The organism is Novosphingobium resinovorum (assembly GCF_027922145.1).
GTDB lineage: Bacteria > Pseudomonadota > Alphaproteobacteria > Sphingomonadales > Sphingomonadaceae > Novosphingobium > Novosphingobium resinovorum.
Window position 1 is genome coordinate 1 of the sequence record NZ_BSFC01000030.1, and the last position, 17,221, is coordinate 17,221.

At 68.2% G+C, this 17,221-nt stretch carries 13 protein-coding genes and 1 pseudogene; 5 read left to right on the forward strand and 9 right to left on the reverse strand.

Annotated elements, in window-relative coordinates; translation table 11 throughout:
• Positions 1 to 98: 98 nt before the first annotated feature.
• The 3 genes and pseudogenes from PKE80_RS25265 to PKE80_RS18085 form a co-directional block, all read right to left on the reverse strand.
• Positions 99 to 260 (reverse strand): annotated as a pseudogene (locus PKE80_RS25265) (DUF1254 domain-containing protein); the annotation flags it as partial.
• A 12-nt stretch (positions 261 to 272) separates the two neighbouring features.
• Positions 273 to 401, reverse strand: a complete 129-nt coding sequence (locus PKE80_RS18080; RefSeq protein ID WP_271183677.1) for a hypothetical protein — start codon at positions 399 to 401, stop codon at positions 273 to 275.
• Between the two features lie 363 nt (positions 402 to 764).
• A complete protein-coding gene (locus PKE80_RS18085) occupies positions 765 to 2,936 on the reverse strand; it encodes a TonB-dependent receptor (protein WP_271184013.1) in 2,172 nt (723 codons plus the stop codon).
• Positions 2,937 to 3,296: 360 nt separating this feature from the next.
• Here PKE80_RS18085 and PKE80_RS18090 point away from each other — a divergent pair, with 360 nt between their 5' ends.
• Together PKE80_RS18090 and PKE80_RS18095 are read left to right on the forward strand one after the other, a co-directional pair.
• On the forward strand, positions 3,297 to 5,432 hold the full coding sequence (locus PKE80_RS18090) for an acetate--CoA ligase family protein (protein WP_271183678.1): 2,136 nt from the start codon (positions 3,297 to 3,299) through the stop codon (positions 5,430 to 5,432).
• Positions 5,429 to 7,120: an acyl-CoA dehydrogenase family protein gene (locus PKE80_RS18095; RefSeq protein WP_271183679.1), complete on the forward strand. Its 1,692-nt coding sequence runs from the start codon at positions 5,429 to 5,431 to the stop codon at positions 7,118 to 7,120. The genes PKE80_RS18090 and PKE80_RS18095 overlap by 4 nt, the downstream gene beginning before the upstream one ends.
• Before the next feature lie 245 nt (positions 7,121 to 7,365).
• Here PKE80_RS18095 and PKE80_RS18100 read toward each other — a convergent pair whose 3' ends face one another.
• A complete protein-coding gene (locus PKE80_RS18100; RefSeq protein WP_271183680.1) occupies positions 7,366 to 8,124 on the reverse strand; it encodes an SDR family NAD(P)-dependent oxidoreductase in 759 nt (252 codons plus the stop codon).
• Between the two features lie 178 nt (positions 8,125 to 8,302).
• On the opposite strand from PKE80_RS18100, the gene PKE80_RS18105 reads away from it, so the two are divergent.
• The 3 genes from PKE80_RS18105 to PKE80_RS18115 all read left to right on the forward strand — a co-directional run bounded on the left by PKE80_RS18105 (position 8,303) and on the right by PKE80_RS18115 (position 12,062).
• Positions 8,303 to 9,844, forward strand: coding sequence for an SDR family oxidoreductase (locus tag PKE80_RS18105; protein WP_271183681.1), 1,542 nt, complete (start codon positions 8,303 to 8,305; stop codon positions 9,842 to 9,844).
• A gap of 99 nt (positions 9,845 to 9,943) precedes the next feature.
• Positions 9,944 to 10,705: an enoyl-CoA hydratase/isomerase family protein gene (locus PKE80_RS18110; protein ID WP_271183682.1), complete on the forward strand. Its 762-nt coding sequence runs from the start codon at positions 9,944 to 9,946 to the stop codon at positions 10,703 to 10,705.
• Between the two features lie 40 nt (positions 10,706 to 10,745).
• Positions 10,746 to 12,062: an MFS transporter gene (locus PKE80_RS18115; protein WP_271183683.1), complete on the forward strand. Its 1,317-nt coding sequence runs from the start codon at positions 10,746 to 10,748 to the stop codon at positions 12,060 to 12,062.
• Here PKE80_RS18115 and PKE80_RS18120 read toward each other — a convergent pair.
• From PKE80_RS18120 to PKE80_RS18140, 5 genes are all read right to left on the reverse strand, one after another.
• Entirely contained in the window at positions 12,022 to 12,276 is a 255-nt protein-coding gene (locus tag PKE80_RS18120; RefSeq protein ID WP_271183684.1) for a DUF7336 domain-containing protein, read from the reverse strand. The two genes, PKE80_RS18115 and PKE80_RS18120, sit on opposite strands and share 41 nt — an antisense overlap.
• A gap of 479 nt (positions 12,277 to 12,755) precedes the next feature.
• Positions 12,756 to 13,187 carry an acyl-CoA thioesterase gene (locus PKE80_RS18125; RefSeq protein ID WP_271183685.1) on the reverse strand — a complete coding sequence of 144 codons (432 nt, stop codon included), beginning with the start codon at positions 13,185 to 13,187 and terminating at the stop codon, positions 12,756 to 12,758.
• Positions 13,184 to 14,332 (reverse strand): iron-containing alcohol dehydrogenase, encoded by a 1,149-nt coding sequence (locus PKE80_RS18130; protein WP_271183686.1) that lies wholly within the window; start codon positions 14,330 to 14,332, stop codon positions 13,184 to 13,186. The genes PKE80_RS18125 and PKE80_RS18130 overlap by 4 nt, the downstream gene beginning before the upstream one ends.
• Positions 14,329 to 16,347, reverse strand: coding sequence for a 3-hydroxyacyl-CoA dehydrogenase NAD-binding domain-containing protein (locus tag PKE80_RS18135; protein ID WP_271183687.1), 2,019 nt, complete (start codon positions 16,345 to 16,347; stop codon positions 14,329 to 14,331). The genes PKE80_RS18130 and PKE80_RS18135 overlap by 4 nt, the downstream gene beginning before the upstream one ends.
• Positions 16,348 to 16,380: 33 nt before the next feature.
• Positions 16,381 to 17,151, reverse strand: coding sequence for an enoyl-CoA hydratase/isomerase family protein (locus PKE80_RS18140; RefSeq protein ID WP_271183688.1), 771 nt, complete (start codon positions 17,149 to 17,151; stop codon positions 16,381 to 16,383).
• Between the last annotated feature and the right edge of the window lie 70 nt (positions 17,152 to 17,221).

The window sequence follows — 17,221 nt, forward strand, 5'->3', positions numbered from 1 at the left end:
GCAGGCGCAGGCAAACTTTCTGGGGCGTCTGAAAGCCTGGGACCCGAAGGCTGCAGCGCTGGCCGAGCCACAACTGCTGCAGAACGATATCCCGCCATCTATGCAGGACTGACGCGAGGCTTCCGGTTGCGGTCGGACGATGCTGGCGACGTCATGACCGCCTGTCTCGTGCTAGGCGACCTGGTGGCCAACCGTCCCCGCACCGGCCCGGCGGTGAGGTCCAGCCAGGCGTTGGAATAGAGCGTATCGACGTAGGGCGTCTTGAATGCCTTTTAGCCGGGATAGGCAAGGCGGCGTTCGTGGTGGAAGCGGTTGAAGCCGGTGTAGTCGGGGTCCTTCACGTCCACGCCTTGCGCGTACATCTGCCAGTACTGCGCCACCGCCAGCCCGCGGTAGGCCACCGCGTCGAGCGCCAGCGCATGCGCCTATTTCTCGCACTCGGCGGGGGAGGCGGGTATGACGTCAAGCAGTTTGTTCCACTGGACCTGGTCGGCGGCGTCGGGACCGTAGGAGGGGCGCGAAGGCTTCGCATGGGTCGGGTTGCCTCGGCGGTGGGGGGCAAGCCCCGCCGTTTTCATCCGCTCCATCCAGACCCGCTCAGCCTGAGTTTGTCGAAGGCCCCGAGGCAGGCGCGGCGTTGTGTCCGATCCTTGAAGAGGCTCAGCAAGAGCGGAATGGATAGCACAGGTGGGTCGTGGGTATTCAAAAGCCGGCCGGCGGGCAGTTGGTGGGTGCAAAACCCGCCGGCCTTGGCGTCGTCGGCCTCAGAACTTGGCCGAGACCTCCACGCCGTAGACGCGGCCCTTGTTGAGCGGCGAGAAGGTAGAGCCGCTGAAGAATGCCAGCGGGGCCTCGGCGCCGAAGGTGGCCTCGTTCAGCAGGTTGGTGCCGTAGAACGAGACGGTGTAGTTGTCGTAGCGCACCGCGATGTTGGCATCGACCATGGTGGCCGCACGCATCAGGCCGGTGTTGGCGTCGTTGTACCAGTCGGCGTCGCGGTAGTTCGCGGCGACGCGGGCATCGAGGCCGAAGTCGCCGAACTGGCCGGTCCAGGCGATCGAGCCGCCGTAGCTCCACGGCGAGAGGCGCGGCAGCTTCAGGTTGTAGTCGGTGTCGTTGATGACGCCGTCGTTGTTGAGGTCGTAGAACACGTCGGTGTACTTGCCCTCGGTGTAGCCGAACTGGCCCGCCAGGGTGAAGCCGGCGCCGGGCTTGAGCGTCAGTTCGCCTTCCAGGCCGCGGATGCGCGCGTCGGCCGAGTTGGTGATGATCTGCGCGGTGCCCACGCCCACGACGGGCAACTGGATCTCGCGCTGGACGTTGTCGATGGTGTTCCAGAACGCCGCGAGGTTGATGCGGGCGATGCCGAACAAGTCCTTCTTCACGCCGATTTCATACGAGTTCTGGACTTCGTCGTTGAACGGGCCGGGATCGACCTGGGTATAGACGTTGCGGAAGTTGTAGCCACCCGAACGGAAGCCCTTCGACCAGAAGCCGTAGACCTGCGTTTCCGGATCGGGCTGCCACTGCATGCCGACGCGCGGGGTCAGGCCCTTCCAGGTGTGCTTGTCGTTGAACGTGTAGTTGCAGGTCTGCGCTTCGTAGTCGCAGCCGGTCGCGGTCAGGTTGGCGACCTTCACCGCCTTGGTCTCGGTGGTGTAGCGCGCGCCCAGGTTCAGCGTCAGCGTGTCGGTGAAGTGCCAGTCGGCCGAACCGAAGATGCCGTAGGTATCCTGGTTCTGGATACCGCCGCCCGACAGGGTGCGGGTGCCGTTCGCCAGCTTACGCTGTTCCTTGTAGTCGATGCGCTGCGTGAAGTAGTACAGGCCGGTGGTCACGTCGACCTTGCCGAAGGTGCCGGCCCAGCGCAGTTCTTCGCTCATCTGCTTCTGGTGCGTGGTGTTGCCCGAGTGGAACGCATAGGACGGCGAGGCGTCGATGTCGTTGAACACGCGCGAGTTGTATTCGCGGTAGGCCATGATGTTGGTGATCTTGCCGTCACCGAACGCGGTATCGATGTTGGTTTCGTTGGAGGCGAAGTGCCAGTAGTTGTGCGCGAAGCCTTCCTCGTCGATGTTCACGTGGAAGCTGTCACGCGGGTAGAGGCCGTGGTTGCTCGCCACCGCGCCGTCGCCGTCGTACTTGCCGTATTCGTAGCGGAACACGGACTCGAACCCGTCGATCGGCGTGAAGCGCAGGGCCGGGCGCACGATGAAGGTGCGGTTCTTGCCGAGGTCGTCGTTGCCGTTGTACTCGTTGTGGTAGTAGCCGGTGTCCTTGTCGTAGTAGACTGCCAGCTTGGCCGAGATCTTGTCCTGCACGATCGGGCCTGTCACGGTGCCGCTGATCTTGTATTCGGGGCCGGACGAGACCGAGGCGCGCACGTCGGCGGAGAAGGTGTCCTTGGGCGTGGTGGTGCGGATCACCATGGCGCCGCCGGTCACGTTGCGGCCGAACAGCAGGCCCTGCGGACCGCGCAGCACTTCGAGGCCCTCGATGTCGAAGTTGCCGAACACGACACCGGCGCTGACGCCAAGGTACACGCCGTCGACGAAGACGCCCACGGTCGGGTCGATCGAGGGGATCGAGGAGTTGATGCCGAGGCCGCGGATCGAGAAGTTGGCATAGCCCGGCGTCGTGCCGACCGCGTTCAACTGCACGTTGGGCATGTTGTAGCTGAGCGACTGCAGCGTGGTGAAGTGCTGCTCTTCAAGTTGCGCGGCGCCGAACGCGGTGACCGCGAAGGGCACGTCCTGCACGTTGGAAGCCTGGCCGCGCTTGGTGGCGGTGACGACGATGGTGTCGAGGGCGCCAGAGTCATTGGCCGAAGAAGAGGCGCTGTCGGCGGCGGCATCCTGCGCCATGGCGGCAGGTGCGATGGCGAACGCCAGCCCCGCGCTGGTCGCGAGCAGGCCGCACTTGATGATCGAGGACATCTTCACTCTTCTTCTCCCACAAACCCGGGCGCTCACTCGCGCCTTGTTATCTGGCCCCGGCGCGATGCGCCTTGTTCTCTCACGTCACGGCGTGCAAGCGGCAGATGCTGCGCAGCATGCTTCGTGACGGGACACTCAAGTCCGCGCTCGGGGCGTTTCGTTCAATCGCAGGGCGGGTCCGGAGGGGAATATCACAAGGCTGATATCCCGGGTGGGGTGGCGGGCGCGTCCGCTTATCACGGATGGGATGGCGGCATATCGCGGATGTGAAATGCGCGGGGGTGTCCGGCCCGACGATACCGGCGCGCAATGCCCCGTGACAAGGCTTCGCCTCGAACGAATGTGAGAGGAAAAGCCGACGTGACGACCTGCGAAGACATCCGGCCCGGAGCGCAAACGGCAACCGGCGGCCTCGACGCGCTGTTCGCGCCGCGCTCGATCGCGCTGGTCGGCGCCTCGGACGATGCCGCGCGGATCGGCGGGCGCCCGCTGCGCTATCTGCGCGCCAGCGGCTATCAGGGCCGCGTCTATCCGGTAAATCCCAAGCGCGAGACGGTACAGGGCGAACAGGCCTGGCCTTCGGTCGCCGCGCTGCCCGAAGTGCCCGACCTCGCGCTCCTCGCCGTGCCCGCCGCCGCCACCCGCGCGGCGGTGGAGGACTGCGTCGCGAAAGGCGTGAAGGCCGCGATCATCTTCGCCGCCGGGTTCGCCGAGATGGGCGAGGAAGGCCGCGAGGAACAGGCGCGCATCGTCGCCATCGCCCGCGCCGGAGGGCTGCGCCTGCTCGGCCCCAACTGCCTCGGCGCGGCGGACAGTTCGATCGGCTACTACGGCACTTTCTCGGTCATGCTCGACGACGGCTTCCTCGAACCCGGCCCGGTGGCGATCGTCTCGCAGAGCGGCGCCTACGGCTCGCACATCGCGCAGCTGGCCCGGGGTCGCGGCCTCGGCATCCGTCACTGGATCACCACCGGCAACGAATGCGACGTCGACATGGCCGAGGCGCTGCGCTGGGTGATCGACCGCGAAGGCGTGAAGGTCGTCATGGCCTATGCCGAGGGCGTGCGGAACCGCGCGGTGTTCTTCGAGGCGCTCGACCTTGCCCGCCGGCGCGGCATCGCGGTGGTACTGCTCAAGGTCGGCCGCTCGGAAGTGGGCGCGCATGCCGTGGGCAGCCATACCGCCGCGCTGGCAGGCTCCGACGGCGTGTTCGACGCAATCTGCCGCCAGTTTGGCGTCCACCGCGCGCGCAGCACGGCGGAACAGCTCGACATCGCCTACGCCGTCGCCCGTGCGGGCCTGCCGGGCGGGAACAAACTGGGCATCTTCTCGATGTCGGGCGGCCTCGGCATCCAGATGGCCGACGACGGCGACGAGGCCGGGCTTGCCGTCACCCCGATGCCTGCCGAGGCGCAGGCGGAACTCAAGGCGCTGCTGCCTTACGCCTCGCCGGTGAACCCGATCGACGCGACCGCGCAGGCTATGACCGACCTGCCGCTGATGACGCGCTATATCCAGGTCGTGCTGGAGCAGGGCGGCTACGACATCTTCGTCGCGATCCTGGGCACCACGCCCGCGCTGCCCAGCTATTCCGCGCGGCTGGCCGAGGCGCTGGAGGCGGCCGGTCCCGGCGGCGCAGGCCTGATCCGCGCCGTCACCATGAGCGCCCCGCCCGAAGTTGTCCGCGCCTATGAGGAACGCGGCTTCCTCGTGTTCGAGGACAGCGTCGCGCTCACCCGCGCGCTCGGCGCGGTGGCGCGCTTCGCCGAGAGCTTTGCGGCTGCGCGCATCGAACGCCCGGCGCTGCCCGCCTTGCCTGCCCCGCTGACCGCGACCGGCACGCTCAGCGAGCGCGCCGCCAAGCAGGTGCTGGCCGAGGCCGGGATGCCGTTCCCCGACGAGCGCCTTGCCGCCACGCCCGACGAGGCAGCGGCAGCGGCCGACGCGATCGGCTATCCCGTGGTGGTCAAGATCTGCTCGCCCGATATCGCCCACAAGACCGAAGTGGGCGGCGTCGTGGTGGGCCTCAAGGACGCCGCCGCCGTGCGCGAGGCAAGCGCGCTGGTGCTCGAACGCGCCCGCACCGCGATGCCGGGTGCCATGATCGAAGGCGTGCTGATCGCGCCGATGATTGCGGGCGGGGTCGAGGTGATCGCGGGCGTCAGCGTCGATGCGACGCTCGGCCCGGTGGTGATGTTCGGCCTCGGCGGCGTGCTGGTGGAAGTGCTGAAGGACGTGACTTTCCGCGCCGTGCCCTTCGATGCCGAGGAGGCGCGCCGCATGATCGCGGAGACCACGGCAGGCAAAGTGCTGCAGGGCGTGCGCGGCGCAGCCCCCTCGGATATCGCCGCGCTGGCCGAAAGCCTTGCCGCACTGTCGCGTTTCGCGGCGGCCAATGACGGTCGCCTTGCCGGGGTGGATATCAACCCGCTCAAGGTCATGCCCGAGGGTGAAGGCGTGGTGCCGCTCGACGCACTGGTGCTGCTGCAGTCATGACGCGCCTGCTCGACCGCGAATTCCTCGACTTGTGCCTGCACGACTGGCTCAGGGTCGAGGCGCTTGCCGAGCGCGATATGGTGGACGCCGTGCTCGACCTGTCGGAAACGCTGGCGCGCGAACGCTTCCTCACGCACTTCAAGGCGGGTGACGCGCATGAGCCGCAAGTCGGCCCGCAGGGCGTCACCGTCCACCCCGAAGTGCGCGCGGCCTTGGGCGAATATGCCGAGCTGGGCCTGTTCGGCGCAGGCTTTCCCGAGGAACTGGGCGGCCACGGCCTGCCGTTCGTGGTGAGCTGCGCCAGCTTCGCATGGTTCGCGGCGGCCAACATCGCGACGTCCTCCTTCGCGATGCTGACGGTCGCCAACGCGCGGCTGATCGCGGAGTTCGGCAGTCCCGCACAAGTCGATGCCTTCGCGCGGCCGCAGATCGCGGGCGAGTGGCTGGGGACGATGTGCCTGTCCGAACCGCAGGCCGGGTCCGACCTTGGCGTCGTTCGCACCCGCGCTACGTTCGAGAACGAAGACGATCTCGGCCGCCGCTACCGGCTGGTCGGCTCGAAGATGTGGATCTCGGGCGGCGAGCATGACGTGGGCGGCAACATCGTCCATCTCGTGCTGGCGAAAGTCGCGGGCGCAGACGGCGCGTTGCCCGAGGGGACGGCGGGCCTCTCGCTGTTCATCGTGCCGCGCGTGCTGCCCGATGGCATGCGCAACGACGTCGCGGTGGCGGGGCTCAATCACAAGATGGGCTACCGGGCGATCCCCAACTGCCTGCTGGCGTTCGGCGAGAACGGCGGCGCCACCGGCTGGCTGGTCGGCGCGGAAGGGCAGGGCCTGCGCCAGATGTTCATGATGATGAACGAGGCGCGTATCTCGGTCGGCCTCGGTGCGGCGGCGCTGGCGTGCCGGGGCTATGGCCATGCGCTGACGTACGCGCAGGAGCGGTTGCAAGGGCGCGGGAGCGATGGCGCCTTGGTGCCGATCATCGCGCACGCGGCGGTGCGGCGCATGCTGCTGGCGCAGAAGGCGCTGGCCGAGGGCGCGCTGGCGCTGTGCCTCTACGCCGCGCGGCTGGTCGACGCGGACGATGCCGACAGCGCGGCGCTGCTGGCGCTGCTGACGCCGGTGGTGAAGACGTTCTCGTCCGAAATGGGGCTGGAGGCCAATGCCATGGCGATCCAGGTCCACGGCGGCTACGGCTACACCCGCGACTTCGACGTCGAGCAGGTCTACCGCGACAATCGCCTCAACCCGATCCACGAAGGCACGACCGACATTCAGGCCATCGACCTGCTGGCCCGCAAGCTGCTGAAGGGCGGCGAGGGGCTGGCGGTGCTCAAGGCGCGGATCGCGGCGACGCTGGCTGCGGCGGACGGCTTCGCTGCGGAGACCGAAGCGCTGAGGGCGGCGTGGGCCGAGGTCGATGCCGCACTCGAAATGCTGCGCGGCTCCCAGAGGGCACTGGAGGTGGCGACGCCGTTCCTCTTCGCTTTCGGGCATGCCGTAGTGGGCTGGATCTGGCTCGACCTCGCGCTGGCTGCGCGCGGCAAGGGCGCGCGGATCGAGGCGGGCACGGCAGGGGCACTGCGTTACTTCACCGCCTGCGAACTGCCGCGCGTGGGCGCATGGCTGGCAAGCTGCACGGCTGGGGGCGAGGTGCTGGAGATTGATCCCGGCTGGCTGTGAGCGGAGGCCCTCCTCCCGAAGCTCCGTCACCCTGAACTTGTTTCAGGGTCGATCGTGCCGCCAAGTCGGAGCTGGGATAGTAAGCTGCGATCTCGGCTAGCGACACGACCCTTCGGTTGCGACTGCCCGATGGACCCTGAAACAAGTTCAGGGCGACGGGATAAGTTTCGTCATTGCGAGCGAAGCGAAGCAATCCAGGGCAGTATAACGCCGCCCTGGATTGCTTCGCTGGCAATGACGAGCTGTCAAAGGATCGCGTTCGCCAGTCCGCCGTCCACCGTAATCATCTGCCCCGAAACGAACGCCGAGTCCGCCGAGGCCAGCCACAGCGCCGTCTGCGCGATGTCGTCGGTCTCGCCCAGACGGCCCAGCGGAATGCGCGCCTTGCGCTGCGCCAGTGCCTCGTCATCCAGCATCGAGAGCACGCCTTCGGTCGCCACCGTCGCGGGCGAGATCGCGTTGACGCGGATGCCCTGCGCGCCCAGTTCCACCGAGGCCGCGCGGGTCAGCCCGCCGACGCCCGCCTTGATGCCGCAGTAGAGCAGCGCATTGACCATGCCCTTGAGCGCCGAGACCGAGGCGATGTTGATCATCGAGCCGCCGCCGCGCTGCGCCATGAAGGGCGCCGCAGCCTGCGTCATCCACACGATCCCGTCGAAGCCCACGCCCGACATGCGCGCCAGCGTCTCGGGGGTGATGTCCGCGATCGGCTCGTACTTGTTCCACATCGCGCTGCTGACGGTCACGTCGAGCCCGCCGAGTTCCCCGGCCGTGCGGGCCACTGCCGCCTGCACCGCCACGCGGTCCGATACGTCGCAGCCGATGGCGATGGCGCGGCCGCCCTGCGCGGTGATGCCGTCGACGACGGCCTGCGCCCAATGCTCCTTGAGATCGAGCACGGCGACGGCGGCGCCCTGTGCAGCAAAGAGTTCGGCAATAGCGCGGCCCAGCCCGCGCGAAGCCCCGGTGACGAGCGCGACGCGCCCCGACAGTCGTTGCGACATGATGGTCTCCCTAATGAATGACCGCAGCCTTGGACCGGCCGCCGCGCGCGCCCAAGCGGGCGCCGCCCGGGCCGCCGCCTTATCCCATAGGTGATAGCCGTGGCGCCGCGCCGGAGCCGGGTTGAGGCGTCGTCGCCCTGGTGCTTCGCTGACGCGAACACGAGAACGGGAGAAGACGATGGAGCGGCACGGTGCAAGAGTGGTGCTGGTGACGGGCGCGGCGGCCGGGATCGGCCTTGCCACGGCGCGGCTGTTCGCAGCGCGCAGCGATACCGTGGTGCTCGCCGATCGCGATGCCGGGGCGGTCCGGCGCGCGGCGGCCGAACTCGGCGCGCCGCATCAGGCACTGGTGCTCGACGTCGCCGATGAGGCCGCCGTGGTCGCGGCCGTAGCGGAGATTGCTGCGCAGCATGGCGGGATCGACGTGCTGGTGAACAACGCCGGGATCGTCGATCCGGCAGGCACCTCCGCGCTCGACCTCGATGCCGCAACGGTGGAGCGGCTTTTGCGGGTGAACCTAACCGGCAGCTATCTTCTGGCGCGAGAGGCCGGGCGCGGCATGATCGTGCGAGGCGGCGGCGCGATCGTCAATCTCTCCTCCGGCATCGCGTTGCAGGCGATCGCGGGGCGCACGCCTTATGCGATGTCGAAGGCGGCGATCCTCGGCTTCACCCGCGCGCTGGCCTGCGAGTGGGCGCAGCACGGGGTGCGCGTTAACGCGGTGCTGCCGGGCTACGTCGCGACCGAGATCGTCGAGGCGCTGGTGGCTGAGGGACAGGTGGATCCCGCCACGGTGGCCGCGCGCATCCCGCTGGGCCGCATGGCGCGCCCGGCCGACGTGGCGGAGGCGATCGTATGGGCGGCCGACAACGCTTACGTCACCGGCGGCAGCATCGCGGTGGATGGTGGCTATTCTGCCTATGGCGGCACCGCAGCGGCGGCCACGACAGAGGCGCCCGCAGCGCCGCAGTCTGACCGCCCGGTGGTGGTCATTTCCGGCGGTGCGCGCGGCATCGGTGCGGCCACGGCGGATCGCTTCGCGGCGGACGGCGCGCGGGTAATCGTGCTCGACCGCGAACTTGGCGCGTTGCCCGAAGGGCGCGAGGGGCATGTGCTCGACGTCACCGACGAGGCCGCGCTAGTCGCCATGATCGAAGGCATTGCTGCGCAGCATGGCCGGATCGACGTGCTGGTCAACAACGCCGCCATCGCCGACGATTTCCAGCCTACCGCCAAACAGACGCTGGCCGCCTTCGAGCATGGCCTCGCGATCAACCTCGTCGCGCCGCTGCGGCTGGCGGTAGCGGCGGCGCGTGTGATGCGGGGACAGGGCGGCGGCGCCATCGTCAACCTATCCTCGATCGCGGCGCGCGGGGGACTGCCCCGCCGCAACAGCTACTGCGCAGCCAAGGCGGGGGTGGAGGCGATGACGCGCCAGCTCGCGTGCGAATGGGCGCAGCATGGGGTCCGGGTGAATGCCGTCGCGCCCGGCTATATTGCCACTCCCGGCGTCATGGCGCTGGAGGCCAAGGGCAAGCGCTCGCTAAGCGGAATCCGGCGGCGTATTCCGCTGGGGCGGCTCGGGCGGCCGGAGGAGATCGCCGACGCCATCGCTTTCCTCGCCTCGCCTCGTGCGGGCTACATGACGGGGACGGTGGTGCCGGTGGACGGGGGCTGGTCCGCCTTCGGTGACGCGGGCGATGCTGCGGATGTGGATTGAGGCGCATCGCATATGGGATTCTCCCGCGCGCGAGGCTCCGATGCGCGACGGAAGGGCCGCAGTTGCGGCTAGATGGTCGCCAAACCTGAGGATGCCGAAATGACGATCAGACTCGAAGTGGCCGACTATGTCGCCGTGGTCACGATGGACAATGCCCCCGTCAATGCGCAGTCGATGGAGATGATCCACGGCCTCGCCGATGCCTTCGACGAGATCAGCGACCGCGACGACGTGCGCGTGGCGGTGCTGACCGGCGCGGGCAAGTGCTTCTCCGCCGGTGCAGACCTCAAGAACCGGCCCGACGTCTCCGCCCCCGGCGCTACCTGGAAGCGCAACCGTGCGGTGCGCGAATCCAGCTATGCCATCATCGAGTGCAACAAGCCGGTGATCGCGGCGGTCAACGGCCCGGCGCTCGGCGGCGGGCTGGGGCTGGCAGCGAGCTGCGACATCATCGTCGCTTCCGAGACCGCCGTGTTCGGGCTGCCCGAGGTGGACGTGGGCCTGATGGGTGGCGGCAAGCACGCCGCGCGGATCCTGCCGCATTCGATGGTGCGCCGCATGATGCTGACCGGCTGGCGCGCGCCTGCGGCGGAACTCTATCGCCGCGGCGTGATCGAAGCCTGCCTTCCGGTCGAGGAACTGATGCCCTGGGTCATGGAGATGGCCCGCAGCATCGCCTCCAAGAGCCCGATGGCGACGCGGCTCGCCAAGGATTCCATGCGCACGATCGAGAACATGACCCTGCGCGACGGCTACCGCTACGAGCAGAACAACACCAACGCGCTGTCGAAGACCGAGGATTCGAAGGAAGCCATCGCCGCCTTCAAGGAAAAGCGCGCGCCGGTCTTCCAGGGCCGTTGATCGCGGCTATAGCGCTAGAATAACGGGTCGGGAGAAGAACATGGCAACCACGATGCAACCGGCGAGTGCGCCTGCCTCCTCTCGCGAGGTGGGCGGTTACGACTGGTACGTCGTCGCCATTCTCTTCTCCGTTTCGGTGCTGGGCTACATCGACCGCGTGATCCTCAGCTTCCTGGTGGAAGCGATCAAGGGCGATCTTGCGCTCAACGACGCCGAGATCGGCGCGGTGACGGGCATGGCCTTCGCGGTGCTCTATGTGTTCGGCGGGGTGTTCATCGGCCGCATGCTCGACAAGGGGCGGCGGGTGACGATCCTGGCCGCCTGCATCCTCGTATGGTCGATCGCCACGGCGGCGAGCGGGTTCGCCACCGGCTTCGTGACGCTGTTCCTGGCGCGCATGTTCGTGGGCGTGGGCGAGGCGGGGCTGAACCCGGCGGCGATCGGCATCATCTCCAGCCGCTTCCCGCAGGACAAGGTGCAGAAGCCGATCGGGTTGTTCACCACCGGCCTCTACGTCGGCGGCGGCATGGCGATGATGCTGGGCGCGCACCTGCTGGGCAAGTTCAGCGCGGGCGGCCCCTACGACCTGCCGCTGATCGACACCGCAGAGCCGTGGCGCGTCGTCTTCCTGCTGCTCGCGGTGCCGGGCCTGCTGGTGGCGCTGCTGGTGCAGACCACGGTGCGCGATCACAGTGCCGCGCAGCGCGCCGCCGCTGCGCCTGCCAAGGGCGAGGCGCTGGCCTTTGCGCGCGAGAACCGCACGCTGATAACGCTGCTGGCGCTGGGCATCGTCTCGTGGTCGATGAACAATTACGGGCTGCTCAACTGGTATCCGGCGATGCTGATGCGCTCCTACGCGATGACACCCGCGCTGGTGGCGACGAGCTATGGCCCGGCGTTCCTGCTGGCCGGGATCGCCGGGTGCCTTGCGGTTCATCCCTACCATGCATGGCTGCGCAAGCGTTTCGGCGGCAAGGCGGCGTACTGGCTGACCTTCACCTCGATGGCGGTGCTGAGCGTGACCACAATCCTCGGCCCGATCGTGCCGACGGTGGGCCTGGCGGTGTTCATGTCCTACGCGAACCTGTTCGTGAGTTCGATGTCGGTCGCCTCGATCTTCGTGCTGATCGTCGCGGTGGTGCCGCCGACGCTGCGCGGGCTTTACACTGGGCTCTACATGGCGCTGGTGAACCTGACGGGCGGGGCCTTCGGCTCGGTGCTGGTGGGGCTGATGACCGACCACGTCTACGGCGCCAAGGGCCTGAACCTGGCGCTTACGACGATGGCGGTGGTGTTCGGCCCGCTGGGCGCGGGGCTTATGTATGCGGCGCTGAAGCGGGCGCCGGAGCGGGGGTGATTCCGCCTACGAAGCCTTCGGACCATTGATCGTGGTTCAGCACGTAGCGATCAATTTGCCAGCCCTCGGGGTGATCTACAAACCCCGGCTGACCTGACAGTCGTTCCGTCGCCGCCTTTGCGTCGCTCTCTGTGCGATATGCCCCGATCAGCTTCGCATCGTCGCCATACTCATCGTCAGCGCGGACATGGTGAAGGATGAAGACTGCTTCCATCGCATCGATATGCGCCGCTGCGCAAACGACCGCAACGGGGCGCTTAAGGTTGGTCCGGATTCCGGGGCGATAGGCTGGTTTACGCACGTAAAGCTAGGTCCGGTCGCGTCGTTTCCAAGCTGTGGAGACGGTGGTGCACAGCGGCCCTACAAAAAATTCCCACACGACAAGGCCAGACCCAACGGTTGTAGCGCCCAATGCGCCACGCATCGCCCAGCGCTGGGCTTCATCGGAAATTGAGAAGAGCCAGCATCCGCACCATAAAAGTAGGGGCAGTGCAATCCAAGGAATTAGCTGCGTTCGCATTTCATTGATCAGCGCTAGGCCGTCGAGTGGAAACGCCTTTCTGGCCAGATAAACTCGGTAGCGGGTCATCATCATCGCCCACTCTTCTCACAACCATTGCACGTCTGCAAAGGGGCGCTTTTTGACGTAACATCGCACGCATTCGTGGCGCTGCAACACCTCCCGATCAAACTTCAGCCAATCCCCTCCAGCACCGCCCGCCACGCCTCGGGCAGCGGTGTCGGGCGGCGGCTGTCGCGGTCGACGTAGACGTGGGTGAAGTGCCCCTCCGCCGCCGGTTCCTCGGCCCCCTCGACGAAGATGCCGAGGTGGTAGGTCACGCTGCTCGAACCGAGCCGCGCCACTTTCAGGCCGACTTCGACCTTCTGCGGGAACTCCACTGAGGCGGCGTAGCGGCAGCCGGTCTCCACCACGAGGCCGATCGGGTTGCCGTTCTCGATGTCGAGCAGGCCGACCTCGATCAGCCAGGAATTCACGGCGGTGTCGAACCACGAATAGTAGACCACGTTGTTGACGTGTCCGTAGACGTCGTTGTCGTGCCAGCGGGTGCTGATCGGGGTGAAGTGGCGGTAGGCGTCACGCGGGCGCAGGGGTTCACGGCTCAAAGGGCGGCCTCGTAGAGTTTGCGCGCGTCATCCAGCGTGATCGGGCGCGGGTTGTTCCTGAGCAGGCGTTCCTGCAGCATCGCGTCGGCGGCGAGCTGGTCGATGTCTTCGGCGCTCACGCCCACGGCCGCCAGCTGCGCGGGCATCCCGGCCTTTGCGGCCATGTCGCGCAGCGCTTCGAGCAGGCCCTGTGCCTGCGCCTGCTGGCCGAGGCCCTCCAGCGCCGGATCGACCAGTGGGCCAAGCTCGGCATAGAGCGGCATCGCCGCGCTCATGTTGAAGCCCAGCACATGCGGCAGCATCAGCACGTTGGAGAGGCCGTGCGGCACATGGAAGCGCCCGCCGAGCGGATAGGCGAGGGCGTGGACCCCTGCGACCGGGGCGTTGGAGAACGCCACCCCCGCCAGATGCGCGCCCAGCAGCATCGCCTCGCGCGCGGCCACGTTGCCCGGCTCCTCGCAGGCGGGGAGCAGGTTGGCGGCGAGCAGGCGCAGCGCTTCGCGGGCGAGCAGGTCGGACATCGGGTTCTTGAGATGCGCCGAGGTATAGGCCTCGATCGCGTGGACCATCGCGTCCATGCCGGTGGCGGCGGTGACGGGGCGCGGCAGGCCGAGCGTCAGCGCCGGGTCGAGCACCGCATGCCCGGCGACCAGCGCGGCCGAGGATACGCCGCGCTTCTCGTCCCCCGGAAGCGTGATGATCGAGACGGGGGTGGCTTCCGAGCCGGTGCCCGCTGTCGTCGGCACCAGCACCAGCGGCAGGCCCTTGGCGCGCGCATTGCCGACGCCCCAGATCGTGTCGAGATCGTCGCCCGAGCCGAGCAGGTAGGCGGCCAGCTTGGCGACGTCCATCGGGCTACCGCCGCCGAAGCCGACGACGCTTGCCGCGCCGCATTCGCGGCCGCGCGCGACCACGGCCTCCAGCGTGGCGCGCGAGGGATCGGCCTCGACTTCGGAGAAGATCGTCACGTCCCGGCCCGAGGCGGCCAGCGCCGCCAGCGCGCTCCCGGCAAGGCCGAGCTTCACGATCATCGCATCGGTGACGAACAGCACCGGGCCTTCCGGCAGCAGCTCGGCGATGCGATCCGCGCTGCCCGCGCCGCTGACGAGGCGCGGGCCATAGGAGAAGGCGAAGCTGCCCGTCATGCGACCGGCTCGGCCTGCGGCGTGCGCAGCAGCGGGGCGATGGTAAAACCTTCGGGCATGCGGTCCATGTAGTACTCCAGTCCGGCGACGATCTTGGCGAAGCCTTCGCGCTCGCCCCAGAACATCGGGCCGCCGGTCCAGCGCGGCCAGCCATAGCCGTAGAGCCATACCACGTCGATGTCGGACGAACGCTGCGCGATGCCTTCCTCGAGGATCAGCGCACCTTCGTTGACCATCGTGTAGAGCGTGCGCGCGACGATCTCCTCGTTCGAGATTGCGCGCGGGGTGATGCCTTCACGCTCGCGGAATTCCTCGATCAGCGCGGCGACGACGGGGGAGGTGCTGCGCTTGCGGTTTGCGTCGTAGTCGTAGAAGCCGGCCTTCGTCTTCTGGCCCCAGCGGCCCTGCGCGCACAATGCGTCCTTGAGGTTGTCGATGCGCGTCTCGTCGCGGTGCCAGCCGATATCCACGCCCGCGAGGTCGGTCATCTGGAACGGCCCCATCGGCATGCCGAAATCGGTGTGGACCTTGTCCACCTGCTCGGGGCTGGCGCCTTCCATGACGAGGGCAAGGGCGTTGTCCTGACGCGGGATCAGCATGCGGTTGCCGATGAAGCCGTAGCACACGCCCGCGACCACCGGCACCTTGCCGATCCTCTGGCCGAGCGCCATCACGGTGGCGAGCACGTCCGGCGCGGTCTTGGCGCCGCGCACGACCTCGACCAGCTTCATGACGTTGGCGGGCGAGAAGAAGTGCATGCCCAGCACGTCCTCGGGCCGCGAGGTGCAGGCGGCGATCGCGTCCACGTCGAGGTACGAGGTGTTCGAGGCGAGGATCGCGCCGGGCTTGGCCACCGCGTCGAGGCGGCCGAAGACCTGCTTCTTGACCTCCATGTTTTCGTAGACCGCCTCGATCACGAGGTCGCATTCGCCCAGGGCGCCGAATTCGAGCGTGGGCGTCAGCAGCGCCATCGCGGCCTCGACCTGATCGGTGGTGAGGCGGCCCTTGGCGGCGGTGGCTTCGTAGTTGCTGCGGATCAGCGCGGCACCGCGTTCCAGCGCCTCGGCATTGGTCTCGACCATGGTGACGGGCAAGCCCGCCGAGAGGAAGTTCATGGCGATGCCGCCGCCCATCGTACCCGCACCGATGATGCCGACGCGCGCGATGTCGCGCCGGGCGATGTCCTTGGGCAGATCGTCCACCTTGGCGGCGGCGCGCTCGGCGAAGAAGGCGTGGCGCAGGGCCTGGGACTGCTCACCCGCGACGAGTTCGAGGAACAGGCGGCGCTCCACCGCCATGCCTTCCGCGATTGGAAGGGTAGCGGCGGCCTTCACCGCCTCGACGCAGGCGATGGGTGCGGTGAAGCCCTTGAACAGGCGCGGGTTGGCGGCGGCGAAGGCATCCGCAGCGGCGGCATCGCCCAAGACGGCGCGCTCGCCGGTCGGGCGTGCAGGACTGTCGGCGAAGCTGGCGGCAGCGGCGTGCAGGTCTTCGGCATTCTCGACGACTTTGTCGACGAGGCCGCTGGCGAGCGCCTTGGCGGCGGGCACCGGATCGCCCGAGACGATCAGCTTCAGCGCCGCCTCGACGCCGATGAGACGCGGCAGGCGCTGCGTTCCGCCTGCGCCGGGCAGGATGCCGAGCTTCACTTCGGGCAGGCCGAGCTTGGCCGAGGCCAGTGCGACGCGGTAGTGGCAGGCGAGCGCGACTTCGAGGCCGCCGCCGAGCGCGGTGCCGTTGATGGCGGCGATCACCGGCTTGGGGCAGGCCTCGATCGCGGCGAGGACGTCGGGCAGCTGCGGATCGGCGAGCGGCTTGCCGAATTCGGAAATGTCCGCGCCTGCGCTGAACAGCCTGCCGCTGCCGGTGACGATGACGGCGCCGACGGCGATGTCGTCGGCGGCCTTGGCGATGGCCTGTGCCAGCCCGCTGCGCAACGCCGCGCCCAGCGCGTTGACCGGGGGATTATCGAGGGTGATCGTCAGGATCGGGCCGGTCTGTTCGGTACGGATCATTGTGGGCTCCATGGAAGAGGGATACGCGGGCGGTCAGCCGGCGTTGAAGATGGGCGCGCGCTTGTCACGGAAGGCGGCGACGGCATCGCGGTGGTCGCGGGTCTGGCCGAGCAGCGGCTGCATGGCCGCCTCGAAGTCGAGGAAGCTTTCAAAGCTCATCGCGGGCGCAGCGGCGAACTGGCGCTTGGCGAGGTGGAGCGCGGTGGCCGGGCCGTCCGCGATCATCCGCGCCAGTTCCATCGCGCGCGGCAGCAGCGCCTCGGGGGCGAGAACTTCCATCGCGAGGCCGAGTTCGAGTGCTTCGGGCGCGTGGACCTCGCGGCCGGAATAGACGATCTCCTTCGCGCGCATCGGGTTGATGGTACGCAGGAAATGCCAGGCGAGCCCGGCGTCGGGGGCGTAGCCGATGCGGCGGAAGGTGGCGGCGAAGCGAACCCGATCGCTGGCGAGCACGATGTCGCTGGCGAGCGCAAAGCCCCATGCGGCGCCGATGCACACCCCGTCCACCGCCGCGATGACCGGCGCGGGGAAGCGGGCGACGGCGCGGGCCATGGCGTGAAGCTGGCGCATGCGGCGCAGGAAGTCGTCGGGGGTGGTCTCGCCCATCTCGCCGATGTCCGCGCCCGAGCAGAACGCGCCGCCGGTGCCGGTCAGCACCACCGCGCGCACCCCGGGGTCGGCTTCGAGATCGGCGAAGGCGGCGATGAACTCCCCGCGCATCGCCATGGTGAAGGCGTTCTTCGCGGCGGGCCGGTCGAAGGCGACGACGGCGACGGCGCCGTCACGGGTTACGGTGATGGTCATGGACGAGGCTTAGGCCCGTCGCCCTTCGGGCGGGGAGGCCCGGCGCACTGGCCGGGCCATATTCACGGAT

Coding starts and splice junctions, on each gene's coding strand:
- PKE80_RS18085 (WP_271184013.1), bottom strand. CDS start 2,936: ATGTCCTCGATCATCAAGTGCGGCCTGCTCGCGACCAGCGCGGGGCTG.
- PKE80_RS18095 (WP_271183679.1), top strand. CDS start 5,429: ATGACGCGCCTGCTCGACCGCGAATTCCTCGACTTGTGCCTGCACGAC.
- PKE80_RS18100 (WP_271183680.1), bottom strand. CDS start 8,124: ATGTCGCAACGACTGTCGGGGCGCGTCGCGCTCGTCACCGGGGCTTCG.
- PKE80_RS18105 (WP_271183681.1), top strand. CDS start 8,303: ATGGAGCGGCACGGTGCAAGAGTGGTGCTGGTGACGGGCGCGGCGGCC.
- PKE80_RS18110 (WP_271183682.1), top strand. CDS start 9,944: ATGACGATCAGACTCGAAGTGGCCGACTATGTCGCCGTGGTCACGATG.
- PKE80_RS18115 (WP_271183683.1), top strand. CDS start 10,746: ATGGCAACCACGATGCAACCGGCGAGTGCGCCTGCCTCCTCTCGCGAG.
- PKE80_RS18120 (WP_271183684.1), bottom strand. CDS start 12,276: ATGGAAGCAGTCTTCATCCTTCACCATGTCCGCGCTGACGATGAGTAT.
- PKE80_RS18130 (WP_271183686.1), bottom strand. CDS start 14,332: ATGACGGGCAGCTTCGCCTTCTCCTATGGCCCGCGCCTCGTCAGCGGC.
- PKE80_RS18135 (WP_271183687.1), bottom strand. CDS start 16,347: ATGATCCGTACCGAACAGACCGGCCCGATCCTGACGATCACCCTCGAT.
- PKE80_RS18140 (WP_271183688.1), bottom strand. CDS start 17,151: ATGACCATCACCGTAACCCGTGACGGCGCCGTCGCCGTCGTCGCCTTC.